At 61.4% G+C, this 15421-nt stretch carries 14 protein-coding genes; 2 read left to right on the top strand and 12 right to left on the bottom strand.

Features of this window, described 5'->3' with window-relative positions; translation table 11 throughout:
* Positions 1–73 precede the first annotated feature (73 nt).
* On the top strand, positions 74–2569 hold the full coding sequence (locus AKV04_RS06960; RefSeq protein ID WP_054005728.1) for a GcvT family protein: 2496 nt from the start codon (positions 74–76) through the stop codon (positions 2567–2569).
* A gap of 290 nt (positions 2570–2859) precedes the next feature.
* Here AKV04_RS06960 and AKV04_RS06965 read toward each other — a convergent pair whose 3' ends face one another.
* The 10 genes from AKV04_RS06965 to AKV04_RS07010 all read right to left on the bottom strand — a co-directional run bounded on the left by AKV04_RS06965 (position 2860) and on the right by AKV04_RS07010 (position 11888).
* Entirely contained in the window at positions 2860–3540 is a 681-nt protein-coding gene (locus tag AKV04_RS06965; protein WP_054005729.1) for an SOS response-associated peptidase, read from the bottom strand.
* Positions 3541–3629: 89 nt separating this feature from the next.
* Positions 3630–4043, bottom strand: a complete 414-nt coding sequence (locus AKV04_RS06970; protein ID WP_054005730.1) for a hypothetical protein — start codon at positions 4041–4043, stop codon at positions 3630–3632.
* The gene (locus tag AKV04_RS06975; protein WP_054005731.1) at positions 4040–4282 is read right to left on the bottom strand and encodes a hypothetical protein; all 243 of its coding nucleotides are present in this window, start codon (positions 4280–4282) and stop codon (positions 4040–4042) included. Before AKV04_RS06975 ends, AKV04_RS06970 begins: the two co-directional genes overlap by 4 nt.
* A gap of 118 nt (positions 4283–4400) precedes the next feature.
* Positions 4401–5189, bottom strand: coding sequence for a glycoside hydrolase family 25 protein (locus AKV04_RS06980; protein ID WP_054005732.1), 789 nt, complete (start codon positions 5187–5189; stop codon positions 4401–4403).
* A gap of 142 nt (positions 5190–5331) precedes the next feature.
* Positions 5332–6408 (bottom strand): NAD(P)/FAD-dependent oxidoreductase, encoded by a 1077-nt coding sequence (locus AKV04_RS06985; RefSeq protein WP_054005733.1) that lies wholly within the window; start codon positions 6406–6408, stop codon positions 5332–5334.
* A 201-nt stretch (positions 6409–6609) separates the two neighbouring features.
* The gene (locus tag AKV04_RS06990; RefSeq protein WP_202905576.1) at positions 6610–7092 is read right to left on the bottom strand and encodes a VOC family protein; all 483 of its coding nucleotides are present in this window, start codon (positions 7090–7092) and stop codon (positions 6610–6612) included.
* Positions 7093–7205: 113 nt separating this feature from the next.
* The gene (locus AKV04_RS06995; RefSeq protein ID WP_054005734.1) at positions 7206–8288 is read right to left on the bottom strand and encodes a BMP family ABC transporter substrate-binding protein; all 1083 of its coding nucleotides are present in this window, start codon (positions 8286–8288) and stop codon (positions 7206–7208) included.
* 21 nt (positions 8289–8309) lie between these two features.
* Complete coding sequence (locus AKV04_RS07000) at positions 8310–9254, bottom strand: ABC transporter permease (protein WP_054005735.1); 945 nt, start codon at positions 9252–9254, stop codon at positions 8310–8312.
* On the bottom strand, positions 9251–10342 hold the full coding sequence (locus tag AKV04_RS07005; RefSeq protein WP_054005736.1) for an ABC transporter permease: 1092 nt from the start codon (positions 10340–10342) through the stop codon (positions 9251–9253). The genes AKV04_RS07000 and AKV04_RS07005 overlap by 4 nt, the downstream gene beginning before the upstream one ends.
* Positions 10332–11888: an ABC transporter ATP-binding protein gene (locus tag AKV04_RS07010; protein ID WP_054005737.1), complete on the bottom strand. Its 1557-nt coding sequence runs from the start codon at positions 11886–11888 to the stop codon at positions 10332–10334. Before AKV04_RS07010 ends, AKV04_RS07005 begins: the two co-directional genes overlap by 11 nt.
* A 475-nt stretch (positions 11889–12363) precedes the next feature.
* On the opposite strand from AKV04_RS07010, the gene AKV04_RS07015 reads away from it, so the two are divergent.
* Complete coding sequence (locus tag AKV04_RS07015; RefSeq protein WP_054005875.1) at positions 12364–12840, top strand: nucleoside deaminase; 477 nt, start codon at positions 12364–12366, stop codon at positions 12838–12840.
* Between the two features lie 150 nt (positions 12841–12990).
* Here the strand turns inward: AKV04_RS07015 and AKV04_RS07020 are convergent, their stop codons facing one another.
* Positions 12991–14280 carry an amidohydrolase family protein gene (locus AKV04_RS07020; RefSeq protein WP_054005738.1) on the bottom strand — a complete coding sequence of 430 codons (1290 nt, stop codon included), beginning with the start codon at positions 14278–14280 and terminating at the stop codon, positions 12991–12993.
* A 49-nt stretch (positions 14281–14329) separates the two neighbouring features.
* Positions 14330–15274 carry a xanthine dehydrogenase accessory protein XdhC gene (xdhC, locus tag AKV04_RS07025; protein WP_054005739.1) on the bottom strand — a complete coding sequence of 315 codons (945 nt, stop codon included), beginning with the start codon at positions 15272–15274 and terminating at the stop codon, positions 14330–14332.
* Between the last annotated feature and the right edge of the window lie 147 nt (positions 15275–15421).

A 15421-nucleotide genomic window follows, 5' to 3' on the forward strand; every position in this document is an offset into this window, starting at 1 on the left:
AATGTCGGCTGCCCTAGCTCGCCAGAGCGTGCTTGCGGCACATATGGGTGCAAATCCCATTCGGAGAGACTCGATGAAGACTCATGTCAAAGCGCTGGTTGTTGGCGGTGGTGCGGTCGGCAATGGCATTGCCTATCATCTGGCGAAGGCCGGATGGGATACCATGCTGGTGGAGCGGGATGAGTTGACGAGCGGGTCAACTTGGCACGCGGCGGGGCTGCTGCCTTTGTTCAACATGGGCTATGCGACGACGCATATTCACAAGTATTCGGTGGATTTCTATAAATCGCTGGAGGCTGAAACCGGGCTGAACGCTGGTTTCGCCGTGGTGGGTAACTTGCGGATGGCGCAGCATCAGGAACGGATGGATGAGTATATGCTCTATTCATCGGTGGCCGAGACGGCGGGGGTTTATCACGAGTTTCTTAGCCCTGCGCAGATGAAAGAGCGTTGGCCGTTGTTGCGCACCGATGATCTGGTTGGCGCGCTGTACCACCCGCAGGACGGCTATATTAACCCGGCGGATGTGACTCAGGCGATGGCCAAGGGCGCGCGTCAGCATGGCGTGACGATTGAGCGTAAGGTGCAGGTGGACGGTTATAAGTGGACCGGCAGCGAGTGGATTGTCTCGTGCACCCGGATGGTCGAGCAGGGCGGCAATCTGGTCGCCTCGGACGACAAGTTTGAAATCCGGGCTGAGCATGTGGTGACGGCAACTGGCAACCACGCACAGCGCACGGCGCGTCTGTTGGGCGTGAAGATCCCGGCGATTCCGGTAGAGCATCAGTTTATCGTGACCGAGCCTGATCCGATGTTGGTGGAGTATCGCAAGAACAACCCGGAGCATCCGGTTTTGCGCGATGCCGATGCGAAATGGTATGTTCGCGAAGAACGCGGCGGCTGGATTTTGGGGCCGTATGAGAAGGGTGCGCCCGCGCGGTTTGAATATTCGGTGCCGGATAGCTTTAGGGCAGACCTGTTCCCGCTGGATCTAGAGCGGATCGAGGCCGAATATATGGCGATGATCCACCGCTTGCCGTCCTCGGAAGTGGTTGGTTTGAAAGACGATTTCAACGGCCCGATCTGCTACACACCGGATGGCAACCCGCTGGTTGGCCCGGTGCCGGGCTTGCGCAATATGTGGATTGCCGAGGGTTTCAGCTTCGGTATCACGGCGGCGGGCGGCACGGGGTATTACCTCGCGCAGTTGATGGTGAATGGCGAGGCTGAGATCGACATGGCCTCGCTCGATCCGCGCAGGTATGGCTCGTGGATCACGACTGAGTATGCGGCGCGCAAGAACGAGGAATGTTACGACCACGTTTTCGTGCTGCACCACCCGGATGAAGAACGTGAGGCGTGCCGTCCGCTGCGGACTGCTCCGGTCTATGATCGGCAGAAGGCTTTGGGCGCGCAATTTGGTCAGGTGAATGGCTGGGAGCGGCCGATTTATTACGGGCCTTTGGATGCACCGGAGGATTTCGATCACAAGTCGCGCAGTTTCCGCCGTGGCGCTTGGTGGCAGTATGCCGTCGAGGAAGCCAAGGCGATCCGCGAAACCGCTGGTTTGATTGATGCAACTGCGTTCACCAAGCATGTGGTGAAGGGGCCGGGGGCGACGGCGTTCCTCGATTGGTTCACCTGCAACGCTTTGCCGAAAGTGGGCCGGATCAACCTGACCTATGCGCTGACCCCTGCGGGGACGACGCGGACGGAATACACCATCGTGCGCAATGGCGAGAATGACTATTATCTGGTCAGCGCCGGGGCCTGGACGGCCTATGACGCGGATTATCTGCGCAAATGTGCCGAGGATAAAGCGCCGGAGTTCGGCTATATCGAGATCCATGATGTGACGACGCAGTGGGGGGTGTTCGCGATTGCGGGACCGAAGGCGCGGGCGATTCTGGCCGAGCTGATCAAGGATGAAAACCCGGCGACGGCCCTGTCGAACAAGCGCTTCCCGTGGCTGTCGGCGCGGCGGATTGAACTGGGGATGTGCCCAGTCAATGCGATCCGGGTGGCTTATACCGGCGAGTTGGGCTGGGAATTGCACCATCCGATCGAGATGCAGCGCTATTTGTGGGATCAGTTGATCGCCGCTGGGGCGAAGCATGGCATGAAGCTGGTCGGCGCGCGGGCGCAGAACTGGCTGCGGCAGGAGAAATCTTACCGTGCGTTCGGCAACGAATTGGGTCGCGATGCGACGCCGTTGGAGGCGGCTTTGGATCGGTTTGTCGATCTGAAGAAGGATTTCCAGGGCAAGCAGGCGATGCTGGATGTGGGTATTCGCTCGAAGTGCTGCACGTTGTTGATTGATGGGCCGTCGGATACTGATCCGTGGGGTAAAGAGGCTTTGTTGCTGGACGGCGTGAAGATTGGGCGGCTGACTTCGGGTGGCTATTCGGTGGCGTTCGGCAAGCAGATCGGGATGGGCTATGTGCGGCCTGATCTGGCGGAAGTTGGCACCAAGCTGAAGGTTCGGATGAACCGCGAGCTTTGGGATTGTGTGGTGGTCGAGGATTCGCCGTTTGATCCAAGCAACGCTCGGATTCGGGTGGATGGCTGATTTGTCCGCGCGTGGGCGCTGGGGCTAGTCTTTTAGGATCAAAGGGTTAGGTTTCGGTGTTTGCGAATTGTTAAGGATTGGGGGCGGTGGGAGTAATCCTGCCGCCCTTGGCTTTTGTTGCTGGTCGCCGGGGTTTCACACCCCGGACCCCGTGGGATATTTGAGCCAATGTGAAATTAGAGAGCCGCGTGTGTAGGGCAGGGAAAATTTTAGGCAAATTGTTGGGGTTTGAGGGTGGGACTGTATCGGTCAAGTTGAGGGACGCAGTAGATACCGCGCGGGGTGCAAGATCATGTCGCGTCTTCTCGCGCGCCTTCCAGCACGATATCCAACTCACCATCGGGAAGGGCGTGTTGCAGGTGCAGCGCTTGTTTGATCGGAGCTGTCAGCCAGAGGCGGCATTCCTCGGGGCGTAGCAGGATGACAGGCATCGCCTTGGGGTGAATGCGTGCGACCTCGCGATTTGGTTCGCAGGTGAGGAAGGCGAAGGCCTCCACCGTGACCTCGCCCTCTTTCAGCTTGCGGGTCGAGGTCCATTCGGTACGAATGCCTGCGAAGAAAGCCAGCGGACGATCCGCGCCAAGAGCGAACCAAACTGGCTTACCTTTGTTCGGGCCGGATCGGCTGTCCGGCTCGGCAAAGCTGGTGAAGGGCACCAGGCAGCGATGTTCGACCCCCAGCCATCTTTGCCAATGCGGGGAGGCAAGGTTGCGGATATTCGTCACCCCCGGATCGGTGCGTTTGCCGTGTAGAAACTGCGGCGGCGTTGGCAGGCCCCAGCGGGCCATCGACAACTGCCAACCGCCAGTGGCAGCGGGGCGGAGGATTGGCGCGGCATAGTCGGGGTAGATGCCTGACAGAGGCGGTAGATTGCCGGTAAAATCTTCGATCACGTCATCGTCTTCGGCGATCTCTTTGGAGGCTTGATGTACCTCGTCTTGGCTTTTGGTCTGCGAGTAGAGATTGCACATTTGTGTTGCCGGGAATGAGAAGGCTGCCAAGGTGGGAGCACTTTGGCAGCTTGTCCAGTGCTGGATGTGCTTTGAGAGTCTTTCCGGGGTTACTCGGCAGCAATCCGTGTATCCGTGACGATCAGCGCGCAGGTGGCGCAGGCTTTCGGGCCGGTTTGAGCGAACCAGCGGCAACTGGCGCGGATGGTGCAGGGGGGCAGGTCGGGAGTTGCATGGGCTTGCAGGGCTTCCATCGCGCGGTCGATCACGCCGCAGCGGCTGCCTGTCCATTGGACGCACGCCGAGGTTTGGCAGGTGCCTGAGAAGCGCATGCGGGCTTCGGGTGGGCCTGCGGCTTTCGCGGCGTTCAGGAAATCTGCGTCGACCGTCATCGGTGTACGCAGGTTGTGGATGCGACCGTCCGGGCCCAACACGCCGATGAGACCAGCGCCCGCGTTCGCGGGGGCGCTGGGGCAGGTGTAGGGCGCGCGGGCGGTGGGGGGATCACCGCCCGCGGCACTCATAATCCGGCCCTTGCGGTGACGAAGGCGCGGTTGAGTTGCTTTTCAGCGTCAAACAGCATGTCAAAATCATGCCGGGCAACCAGCCCCCACCAATCGCGGGGGAATTTGGTCACGAAGGGTTGGTCATACCGGATGCCCGCCAAATGGCCGAGCACCAGCTTTTGCATGTCGCCACTGATGGCGGCCTGCGTCTCTTTCGACAGGGCAATATCGCCCAGATCAACCACAAAACGGGTCATGCGAGCCTCCTGAAAATCGCGATGCGCTTGAAATATGCGGCGCAGGGTCAGGCTAGCTGAGAATCGCCTTTAGGGCGAGTCTGTGGCAGGTATGGAATTCCGTAGGGTGTAAGGGGCGTCAGCGCTGGCTGGCCGCCAGCCATGCTTGCCAATCGCGGGCGTTGCCCGCGAAGGCGTTTAGGTCAACTTTGCCTGTGATACCGGGGACTTGACCGGTGCCGCTGTATTGCCAGAAGGTCCAGCGCTGGCCCGCGTAAAGGTCGCGCGGATGGGCTGCGACCGAGCGCAGCCAGAAATCGGCGCCTTGGACTTTCCACATCTGGTTGTCTTCAAAGAAGTCGATGGCGGTGTAGACGATCGGGCGCTGGCCGTAGTGCGATTGCAGCGCACGGATGAAGATTTGCGCCTCGGCGCGGATGTGTTCGGGGCTGTTGCGGATGCGGCAGGTGGGGGAAGTCGGGGTCCATTCCATGTCGAGGACCGGGGGAAGCGCTCCGGGCGTGCGGGGGACATGGGCGATGAACCAGCGCGCCTGCTCGATGGCGGGGCGGCAGTGGTAGAAGAAATGGTAGGCGCCGCGTGGGATCCCAGCGCGGGCGGAGCCTTGCCAGTGTTGGGTGAACAGCGGATCGGCTTGGTCGCCGCCTTCGGTGGCTTTGATGAAGGCAAAGCTGACGCCATTGGCTTGCGCGGTTTGCCAATCAACGGCGGTCTGGAATTTCGAGACGTCGATGCCGTGGATGCGGTGGTCTTGGGGGGCAACCGAACCGAAATCTTGCGGATGCCCATCGCCGAAATTGGCGCGGTTGGGGGTGGCTGTGTGCGAGGCGGTAGATTCGTGGGTTTCACGGCGACCGCCGCAAGCGGCGAGGGTGAGGATCAGGGCGAGGGTGAGGGCGTGGCGCATTAGGGCAAAATGCCAGAGCCTGTGGGATTTGTCAGTGGGGGAAATTGTGAGATCGGCGGGATTCCCCGGCGGTTTTTCGGCGGCCTCATGCGGTGGGGATCAGGAGGCCCCGGCTTTCGCCGGGGCGCCTTGGCGGAGGGGGTTAGCCGAAGCGCGAGGGCGACAGCGATGCGATCAGCGTGGCGCTGGCGCTGGGTGGGGTGGCGGTGATCAGATCGGCGGCGAGTTGGCTGGCTGCGGGGCTGGATTGAAAGCCGTAGCCGCCTTGGCCTGCGAGCCAGAAGAAGCTGGGATCGGTGGCGTCGGGGCCGATCACCAGCACACGATCGGGCGAGAAAGTGCGCAGGCCGGCCCAGTTCGACAGCAGCTTGGTGACGGGTTCGGTGACAAATTCTTCGTAGCGCGCGAGGCCTTCGGCCAGCACCATATCGTCGGCCCAAGCGTCATGCGGCTCCATCGGGTGTTCTTCGGCGGGCGAGACGATCAGCGCGCCTGCGTCGGGCTTGGCATACCATGTCTCACCACAGCCGAATATCATCGGCCAGTTTGTCACATCATGGCCGCCGGGGGCCGGGATACGGGCCATAGAGCGGCGGTTCGGTTGGAAGCCTAAGGGGGTGATGCCTGCCATCTGCGCGGTGTGATCGACCCAAGCACCGGAGGCGTTGATCAGGATGGCGGCTTCGTATTCGCCGTTCGCGGTGCTGACACGCCAGCCTTTGGCGGTTTTGCTGATGGCGGTGGCGCGGGCGTTGAGGTGGAATTCTGCGCCGTTGGCTTTGGCTTCGCGGGCGAAGTTTTGCAGCAGGAGATCGGTGTCGATGTCCCATGCGTGCGAGGCGAGGGCAGCACGGGTGACGGTTTCGGGGTTGAGGATGGGGACGATGGCGCGGGCTTGCTCAAAAGCGATTTCGGGCAGTTGCATGTCGGCGATGTCATGCTCGAAGGCTTTGTCTTCGCCGGGTCGGCCCAAGATCATGATGCCGCGGGGGGAGAGAACGTTGGCCTGCGCGCGGAAGAAATCGCCGGAGGCGATGGAGAGTTCGACGACGGGGGCGAGGCCGTAGCGGGGTTCATAGAGGGCGGCGGAGCGGCCCGATGCGTGGTGGGCGAGGTTCGATTCAGCTTCCAGCAAAGTGACTTTGCCGTGCTGTGACAGGCGCGCTGCGGCGGAAACGCCTGCGATGCCGCCGCCGATGATCAGGAAATCTGTCTGCATATCCGCCCCCGTGATTTTGCGCGATTGGTTGGTATTGGGGGGCGGAATGCAAGGGGGCGGCGGCAAAATGGTGTGGGATTTCGGCGATATGGCGGGTGCGGCGAAGTGAGCTGTGGCGAAGTGCGGGTTGGGTCCGCGCAGTTTGAGTATTTGAGAAAGAGCAATTCTGTGTTGGTTCGGTTTGGGGGCGGGGCGGAGCGGTCAGCCGCGTCGGGCGGCGTCGATTTTGGCGACATCGATCTTTTGCATCGTCATCATGGCGGCAAAGGCGCGCTGGGCTTCCGCGCCGCCTGCGGTCATCGCGTCGGTCAGGGTGCGCGGGGTGATTTGCCAGTTGATGCCCCATTTGTCTTTGCACCAGCCACATTCGCTGGTCTGGCCGCCATTGCCGACAATGGCGTTCCAGTAGCGGTCGGTTTCGGCTTGGTCATCGGTGGCGATCTGCATGGAGAAGGCTTCGGTGTGTTTGAACGCAGGGCCGCCGTTCAGGCCGATGCAGGGGATGCCGCAGACGGTGAAATCGACAGTGAGGACATCGCCTTTTCGGCCCGAGGGGTAGTCGCCGGGGGCGTGGAAGACGGCGTTTACTTTGGTGTCGGGGAAGACGGAAGCGTAGAAGTTTGCGGCGGCTTCTGCGTCTTTGTCATACCAGATGCAGATAGTATTTTTGGCGATCTTTGCCATTGGGCGGTCCTTTCGGTCTGCGGGGATGGGCTTAGTTTTCCACCTGAACGGACGTGTGGCAAGCAAAAGGCCCGCGCTGGGTGCGCGGGCCTCCTTTGGTGGCAACGATTGGCTTAGGAAGCGCTTTCGACGCCTTTGACGAACCAGTCGATGCTGGCGAGTTGTTCCAGCGTCATGATCTCACCGGCTTTGACCTTTTCCACCCCGTCTTGGTCGAAAATCGGGCCAGTGAAGATGTCGTAGCTGCCGTCTTTGTAGCCCGCTTGCACGCCGTCGGCCAAGGCCACCACGTCGGCGGGAACGGCGGCGTTGTAGGGGGCGATCACCACGGTGCCCTCTTTCATGCCATCCCAAGTGTCGGTCGAAGTCCAGGTGCCGTCCACAATCGCCTGCGCGCGGGCGACGTAATAGGGGCCCCAGATATCCTCAATCGCGGTCAGGTGGGCGGTGGGCGCGAAGGCCGACATATCGGCGCCTTGGCCAAAGCCGTAGAGGCCTTTCTGCTCAAGAATTTGCAGCGGGCCTGGGCTGTCGGTATGGGTGGTGACGATATCGCAGCCGAGGTTGATCAGGGTTTCGGTCGCGGCGGCTTCTTTCGGTGGGTCGAACCAAGAGTCGATCAGCACCAGTTTCACGGTCGCAGCGGGGTTTTGCTTTTGCGCGGCGAGGGCGAAGGCGTTCACGCCCAAGACGACCTCGGGAACCTTGTAGGAGCCGAGATAGCCCAGAGTGCCGGATTTAGACATTTTGCCCGCGATGGTGCCCAGAACGGCGCGGCCTTCGTGGAATTTGGAGTTATAGGTCGCGACGTTATCGGTGCGCTTGAAGCCCGTGCAATGTTCAAACTTCACATCGGGGAACTCGGCGGCGACGGCAAGGGTTTGGTCCATGTAGCCGTAAGAGCAGGTGAAGATCAGCTTGCAGCCTTGTTGGGCCAGATCGCGGATCAGCGGGATGGCAGAGGCGTCTTCCATGACGTTTTCGACATAGATCGTCTCGACCTTATCGCCAAGCGCGGCGTCCACCGCCTCGCGGCCTTTGTTGTGGGCCCATGTCCAGCCATAGTCGCCAATCGGACCAAGGAAGATGAAGCCGATTTTGATCTTGTCATCGGCACGGGCTGCGGTGCCGACCAGCGAAAGCGTGGCAGCAGCGCCTGCGGCTTTCATCAGGCTGCGACGGTTGAGTGTCGTCATTTTAGTCTCCCTGTTGGTGTTTTAGGTAGAGGGTAGGAATGGTTTGCCGAGGCAGGCGGGGGCAGAGGCCCCGACATTGCCACGGGACGAAATCAGGGTCAGGGCCACCACTGTCATAACGTATGGCATAGCCGCCCAGAATTGCGAGGGAATCGCTTGGACAAACGGCAGGCTGTTACCAAAGCCATTGGCCTTGGCGAACAATTCCAGCCACATCAAGAAGCCGAAGAAATACGCCCCCGCCAGCAAGCGCCCGGTGCGCCATCCGGCGAAGACCACCAGCGCCAGCGCGATCCAGCCACGCCCGGCGGTCATTTTCTCGGCCCACATTGGGGTGATCACCATGCTGAAGTATGCGCCGCCGATGCCTGCCATAGCACCACCGAAGGCGATGGCGGCGTAGCGCACGCCAGTGACGGAATAGCCGATAGAATGGGCGGAATGGTCGTTTTCGCCCACCGCGCGCAGGATCAGGCCGGCCCGGGTGGATTTGAGGAACCATGCGGTCAGTGGCACCATGGCAAGGGCGAAATAGACCAGCGGCGAGTAGCCGAAAAACAATTTCAGGATCGGGTCTTTCGCGAGCGCATCGGGGAAGATTGAGCCGAACTGCGGCACGATGCGGCCAGTGAACGAAACACCGATCAGCGAGGACAGGCCAGTGCCGAAGATCGACAGCGCAAGGCCGGTGGCGACTTGGTTGGAGTTGAGTTGCAGCACGAGGACGGCGAACAGCATCGACGAGAGCGCGCCACCTGCGGCGGCACCGATGACGCCAAGCCACGGATTGAACGTCAGGGCGGTGATGACGAAGCCCGAAATCGCCCCCATCAGCATCATGCCTTCGACGCCGAGGTTCAGCACACCGGACTTCTCGGTGATCAACTCGCCCAAGCCCGCCAGCAGGATCGGCGTGGTGAGGCCGATGATGGTGACAATGGAGGCGATGACGAATTCCGGGCTCATGTGTGCGCTTCCGTTGAGTTGGCGGGTTTTTTGGCGATGAAGCGGACGCGGTAGCGGATCAGGATGTCTGAGGCGAGGATGAAGAACAGCATCATGGCTTGGAAGATGCCCGCGGTGGAATTCGGGATATGCACGGTGGTTTGCGCGACTTGGCCGCCGACATAGGTGACGGCCAGCACAAAGCCTGCGATCAGGCAGCCGATGGGATTGAGGCGGCCGAGGAAGGCGACGATGATCGCGGTGAAGCCGTAGCCGGAGGGGAAGCCGAGGTTGATGGCTTTCAGGCTTCCGGTGAATTCTAAGGCTCCGGCAAGGCCTGCCATGCCGCCGCCGATCAAGAGGGCCATCCAGATGGTTTGCTTGGCGTCAAAACCGCCGTGGCGGGCGGCGTGCGGGGCGGAGCCGACGACGCGGATCTGGAAGCCGAAGACGGATTTGGACATCAGCACCCAGAAGACGAAGGGCAGGATCAAAGCGATGGCGACGCCAAGGTGGACAGTGGTGCCGGGGAACAGGATCGGCAGAGTGAGGCTTTCAGGCAGGGGGGCGGTGGCGGGGAAGTTGCGGCCATTGGGGTCTTTCCACGGGCCGCCGACGAGATAGCCCAAGACTTGGAATGAGACGTAGGTGAGCATCAGCGAGGTGAGGATTTCGTTCACATCCCAGCGTGTTTTCAGAAACGCCGGGATGGCTGCCCAAGCCGCACCGCCGACGATGCCGGCGAGGATCATTAAGATCAGGGTGAAGGGGCCGCCCGTTGGGCCTGCGGCAATACCGACGCCCGCCGCAAACAGCGCGCCCAGCACATATTGGCCCTCGGCACCGATGTTCCAGATTTGCGCCCGGTTGCCGATGGAGAGGCCAAGCGCGATGATGATCAGGGGGGCGGCTTTGACGGCGACGTCCTGCCATTTGTAGCTGGCGAGGATCGGGGTCAGGAAAATGTCGATCACCGCACGTTCGCCCTCGATGCCAATGGCGTCGAACACGATGACGCCGATCAGCATGGTTAATAACACCGAAGCGATGGGCGTGGCGATCAGCATGAAGGTGCTGGGGGCCGGGCGTTTTTCCAGCTTAATACGCATGGGCGACCTCGCTGGAGATATGGGTGGGCGCATTGGGGTCGCCGTGGACGCCGCCCATCAGCAGGCCGATTTCCTCGATATTGGCACCCGCGACAGGCATCGGTTTTGAGAGGTTGCCTTCGTTGATCACCGCGAGGGTATCGCAGAGCGAGAGCAGCTCATCCAGATCTTGGGAGATCACCACGATGGCCGATCCGGTGGCGGCAAGGTCTACCAGCGCCTGATGGATGGCGGCGGCAGCCCCGGCATCGACGCCCCAGGTCGGCTGGCTGACCACCAGAACCTGCGGCTTTTGCATGATCTCGCGGCCCATGATGAATTTTTGCAGATTGCCGCCGGAAAGGCTGTCGGCCATCGCACCGGGGCCGGTGGCTTTGACTGAGAAGGCGGCGATCACCTCGCCTGCGTAGGTGCGGGCGGATCGGGCGTTGACCATACCGCCTGACACCATGCCCATGCGGTCGCGCGCGGTGAGGATGGCGTTGTCGGACAGGCTGAAATCGGGCACGGCGGCGTGGCCGTTGCGTTCCTCGGGGACAGACGCCATGCCAGCGAGGCGGCGTTGTTTGGCGGTGAGGGCGGCGATTTTGCTGCCGTCGATCTGGATGGCGTCGGGTTTTAGCGACGGGGTTTCACCTGAAAGAGCGAGCAGCAGGGCGTTCTGGCCATTGCCCGCGACGCCTGCGATGCCGAAGATTTCGCCTGCCTTCACCGAAAAGGAGATGTCTTTCAGCGCGATACCGAAGGGGCCGTCTTTCGGGATGCTGAGGTTTTGGACTGTTAGCTTGGCAGTCCCCAAGGCGCGACCTTCGCCGCGTTGAATGTCCTTCAGGCTGCCGCCGATCATTTTCTCTGCCATCGAGCGGGAGGTTTCCTTCGCCGGATCGCAGGTATCGACCAATTTGCCGCCGCGCAGGATAGTGGCGGTGTCGCACAGGGCTTTGATTTCGTGGAGTTTATGCGAGATATAAAGGATCGAGCAGCCTTCCTTGGCCAGTTGCCGCAAGACGACGAACAGCTGTTCGACCTCTTGCGGCGTCAGCACCGAGGTCGGCTCGTCCATGATCAGAAGGTTGGGGTTCAAGAGCAGGGCGCGGACGATCTCAATCCGTTGACGCTCACCTACGGAAAGCGTCGAAACGATGCGGTGAGGCTCAAGTTTCAGCCCATACTGCTGCATCACAGCGACGATTTTTGCCTCAAGATCGCGGGCGGGGATTTTGGCGTCCATGCCAAGCGCGATGTTTTCCAGCACCGTCATCGCCTCAAACAGCGAGAAATGCTGGAACACCATGCCGATGCCAAGTTTGCGGGCGGCTTTGGGGTTGGCGATGGTGATGCGCGCGCCGTTCCACGCGATCTCGCCCGCGTCGGGCTGCATGATGCCGTAGATCATCTTTACCAGCGTCGACTTGCCCGCGCCATTTTCGCCGAGCAGCGCGTGAATTTCGCCGGGTTGCACCGCAAAGCTGACCTGATCATTGGCGAGCACGCCAGGGAAGCGTTTGGTGATGCCCGAAAGATCAAGGCGGGGCGGGGTTTGCATCGGGCGCTTGGTCCTTAAGGCTGGGACGTGGTGGCGTAGTGGACACTGTGACAGGCTTGGGTGGCTATGCGGATTGAGGTTGAAAGACTTTCAAGATTTCTCTGGGTAATGGCCTTGGTTTTTCTTGAAAGCGGCATGGTTTTTTGGGTTTCCCAACGGACGGCAGATGCCCGATTTTTGCGCAGATGGGCTGAGTGAGGTTAGACCGGATGCGCGCAGGCTCGCAAGCGTTGGCTCGGGGGATGGGTGAGAATTATGACAGAGGCGCAGGTAGAGATATTCGATATATATCAATGGTGTAGACGGTATTTTATGCAGTTTCGGTCCGGGTGGACGCGAGGGCGCGCTTGATTATCAGGCGAAGACAGAAGCAGTTGCGGATTTTTGATGCAGTTTCAGGGTGAAACTTGGCTTGATTGACGGTTGGGATGGCGCGACTCTGTCGCCAACAGATTGGGCGGAAAAGGAGCAAGCGATGGCGGAATTGGATCATGTGGCACTGCTGCGGCTGGCGATTGCGGAGTCGGAGAAAGCCAAACGGGCCGGGGTGCATCCGTTTGCGTCCATTTTGGTCGGGCCGGATGGCGCGGTGCTGATGACGCAGCACAACGCCTTCATGCCGGATCACGATATGACCGGCCATGCCGAGCGGGTTTTGATGACGCGGGCCTCGACATCGCTGCCGATCGCATTGCTGCGCGAGTGTACGATTTACACCTCGGCCGAACCCTGCGCGATGTGCGCGGGGGCAATTTATTGGACCGGGCTGAAGCGGGTTGTCTACGGCATGTCAGAGCATCAGTTGAAGCAGATCACTGGCAATCACCCCGAGAATCCGACCTTGGATTTGCCTTGCCGGGTGGTGTTTGACGCCGGGCAGCGGCAGGTCGAGGTGATTGGGCCGATGCTAGAGGATGAAGCGGCTTTGGTGCATGAAGGGGTCTGGGGATAGCGATTTATGAGGCCATAAATCGGAGGGGCTGTCAGCCCCCCCGGCTTCGCCTCACCCCTGCGCGTATTTCGGAAAGAGCAACTGCTTGAGAGAATTGCTCTTTTTGAAATACTCCCGCCGGAGGCTTGCATAGGCGGCGCAAGCGCGGCGCTAGTAATCTGGTGCGAAGTCAATCGCGGGGTCGATTGCAGACGGGCGACCTTCTAGGAACAGCGTTCCCACACGCGGGGCGGTGCGGGCGATGATTTTGCCCGCTTTGATCACCAGCAGTTTAGTGGCTTTCAGGCGCAGGGCCTCGGCGGGATCGCGGGCTTGCAGCAGAATCAGGTCGGCGTTGCGGCCTTTCTCCAGCCCGTAGTTTTCCAAGCCCATGGTTTTGGCTGAGTTCACCGTCAGGGCGTTGAAGATCTTGGTTTTGTCTTCCAGAGAGGCCATCTGGGCACTGTGGATGGCCATATGGCCGACCTCCAGCATGTCGCCAGAACCCATCGCATACCACGGGTCCATCACGCAATCATGGCCGAACGAGACGTTGACACCAGCGGCCATCAGTTCCGGCACCCGGGTCATGCCACGGCGCTTGGGGTAGCTGTCGTGGCGGCCTTGCAGCATGATGTTGATCAGCGGGTTGGGGATGACGTTCATCTGGGATTCCGCGATCAGCGGGATCAGTTTTGAGACGTAGTAATTGTCCATCGAATGCATCGAGGTCAGGTGCGAGCCCGCAACGCGGCCTTGTAATCCGTGGCGGATGGTTTGCTGTGCGAGGGTTTCGACGTGGCGTGACATTGGGTCGTCGGTTTCGTCACAATGCATGTCGACCGGCAGGCCGCGCTCGGCGGCGAGGCGGCAGAGGGCTTCGACGCTGGCTTGGCCTTCGGCCATTGTGCGCTCGAAATGCGGGATGCCACCGACGATATCGACGCCCATGTCGAGGGCGCGGGTGAGGGATTTCACCCCTTCGGGCGCGCGGTGGTAGCCGTCTTGCGGGAAAGCCACCAGTTGCAGGTCGATGTAGGGGGCAACGCGGCGTTTGACCTCCAGCATCGCCTCAACGGTGGTGAGTTTGGGGTCAGAGGTGTCGACATGGGTGCGGATCGCCAGCAGGCCTTGGGTGACGGCGAGGTCACAGTAGCGCAGGGCGCGGGTGACGAGGGCGTCGATGGTCAGTGTCGGGCGGAGTTCGCCCCAAAGCGCAATGCCTTCTAGCAGGGTGCCAGAGCGGTTCATCCGGGGCAGGCCGAGCGACAGGGTGGCGTCCATATGGAAATGCGGGTCGACGAAGGGCGGCGAGGCGAGGCGGCCTGTGGCGTCGATGTCTTCACGGGCGCCGGCTTGGATGTGGGGGGCGATTTCGGCGATTTTGTTGGCCAAGATGGCGATGTCTTGGCCTTTGCGGCCATCGGGGAGGTTGGCGTTTCTTAGGATCAGATCGAACATGGGCACCCCTTGGAGGTTTGCGGCAGGGTTGAGGGTTTTCGCTTTGGCGTCAAGCGGTGCGGCTGGGGGCGGTTAGGCTGTAGCCAGCCTGTGCGGTGGGGCGCAACACGTGGGCGGCGACGCCGATGGCGATGGCATTTGGGTGTTTGCCAAGGCTGGGGTCGCCGATCGGGCAGGTGATTTTGGCGATGGTTTGGGGGGCGTGGCCGAGGGCTTTCAGGCGGCTTTGGAAGCGGGCCCATTTGGTTTGTGATCCGATCAGGCCCAGCGATTGGAAGCCGTGCAGCAGCAGGCGGTGGCAGAGGTCTAAGTCCAGGGCGTGGGAATAGGTGAGGACCAGATGCTCGGCACCATGGGGGGCGAGGGCGACGGCGTTGGCGGGGTTTTCGACGGGGAGGGCGGTGGCGTTGTGGGGGACGGCGTCGGGGAAGCGGCTGGGGGCTACGTCGATCCAAGTGATGTGGAGGTCAGGCAGCGGGGCGAGGGTGTGGACGAGGGCGCGGCCGACATGGCCTGCGCCCCAGATCCAGAGTTCGCGCATCGGGCGGGCGAGGGGCTCGATCATCCAGCCTTGCAGCAGGTGGGGGCTGGGGAGTGTGCCTTGGTTACGGGCGTTTGCCAGCAGGCGTTTGACGGCGAGCGGCATCGGCTGGTCGGTGGTGGGGCGGGCGATCAGCGGGCTGGGTTCGGGCAGGGTTTCGCTGGTGAAGACTTCGGTGAACAGGGTGACCGCGCCGCCGCAGCATTGGTTTAGTTTTGGGCCGAGGGCGGTGTGGGTGACGGATTTTTCTTGGGTTTGCAGCAGGGTGCGGGCGTGTTGGGTGGCTTGATGCTCTAGCGCGCCGCCGCCGACGGTGCCGGATTGGCCCGTGGACCAGACCAGCATGGATGCACCGACTTCGCGGGGGGAGGAGCCCTGATGCGCGGCGATGACGATGCGGGCGGTGGGGCCGTGTTGGGTGACGGTTTGGCTGAGGCTGGCAAGGTCAAACATGGCGGGGCCGGGGGCAGGCGCGTGCAGCCGCCAAAGGGGTGGGGCGGTGGCTTGCGGTTATTGGTTTCGCGCAGTGGAAAAGATGTGATGCGGTGGCTGGGCCGTGACAAGCCGTGCTTTGCGACAGAGCGACGTGGCGCACAATCT

The organism is Cypionkella psychrotolerans (genome assembly GCF_001294535.1).
In the GTDB taxonomy this organism is placed as follows: domain Bacteria; phylum Pseudomonadota; class Alphaproteobacteria; order Rhodobacterales; family Rhodobacteraceae; genus Cypionkella; species Cypionkella psychrotolerans.

What these genes read in the sequence shown, in the direction of transcription:
- AKV04_RS06960 (WP_054005728.1), top strand. Translation starts at nt 74, where the DNA reads ATGAAGACTCATGTCAAAGCGCTGGTTGTTGGCGGTGGTGCGGTCGGC.
- AKV04_RS06965 (WP_054005729.1), bottom strand. Translation starts at nt 3,540, where the DNA reads ATGTGCAATCTCTACTCGCAGACCAAAAGCCAAGACGAGGTACATCAA.
- AKV04_RS06970 (WP_054005730.1), bottom strand. Translation starts at nt 4,043, where the DNA reads ATGAGTGCCGCGGGCGGTGATCCCCCCACCGCCCGCGCGCCCTACACC.
- AKV04_RS06975 (WP_054005731.1), bottom strand. Translation starts at nt 4,282, where the DNA reads ATGACCCGTTTTGTGGTTGATCTGGGCGATATTGCCCTGTCGAAAGAG.
- AKV04_RS06980 (WP_054005732.1), bottom strand. Translation starts at nt 5,189, where the DNA reads ATGCGCCACGCCCTCACCCTCGCCCTGATCCTCACCCTCGCCGCTTGC.
- AKV04_RS06985 (WP_054005733.1), bottom strand. Translation starts at nt 6,408, where the DNA reads ATGCAGACAGATTTCCTGATCATCGGCGGCGGCATCGCAGGCGTTTCC.
- AKV04_RS06990 (WP_202905576.1), bottom strand. Translation starts at nt 7,092, where the DNA reads ATGGCAAAGATCGCCAAAAATACTATCTGCATCTGGTATGACAAAGAC.
- AKV04_RS06995 (WP_054005734.1), bottom strand. Translation starts at nt 8,288, where the DNA reads ATGACGACACTCAACCGTCGCAGCCTGATGAAAGCCGCAGGCGCTGCT.
- AKV04_RS07000 (WP_054005735.1), bottom strand. Translation starts at nt 9,254, where the DNA reads ATGAGCCCGGAATTCGTCATCGCCTCCATTGTCACCATCATCGGCCTC.
- AKV04_RS07005 (WP_054005736.1), bottom strand. Translation starts at nt 10,342, where the DNA reads ATGCGTATTAAGCTGGAAAAACGCCCGGCCCCCAGCACCTTCATGCTG.
- AKV04_RS07010 (WP_054005737.1), bottom strand. Translation starts at nt 11,888, where the DNA reads ATGCAAACCCCGCCCCGCCTTGATCTTTCGGGCATCACCAAACGCTTC.
- AKV04_RS07015 (WP_054005875.1), top strand. Translation starts at nt 12,364, where the DNA reads ATGGCGGAATTGGATCATGTGGCACTGCTGCGGCTGGCGATTGCGGAG.
- AKV04_RS07020 (WP_054005738.1), bottom strand. Translation starts at nt 14,280, where the DNA reads ATGTTCGATCTGATCCTAAGAAACGCCAACCTCCCCGATGGCCGCAAA.
- xdhC (WP_054005739.1), bottom strand. Translation starts at nt 15,274, where the DNA reads ATGTTTGACCTTGCCAGCCTCAGCCAAACCGTCACCCAACACGGCCCC.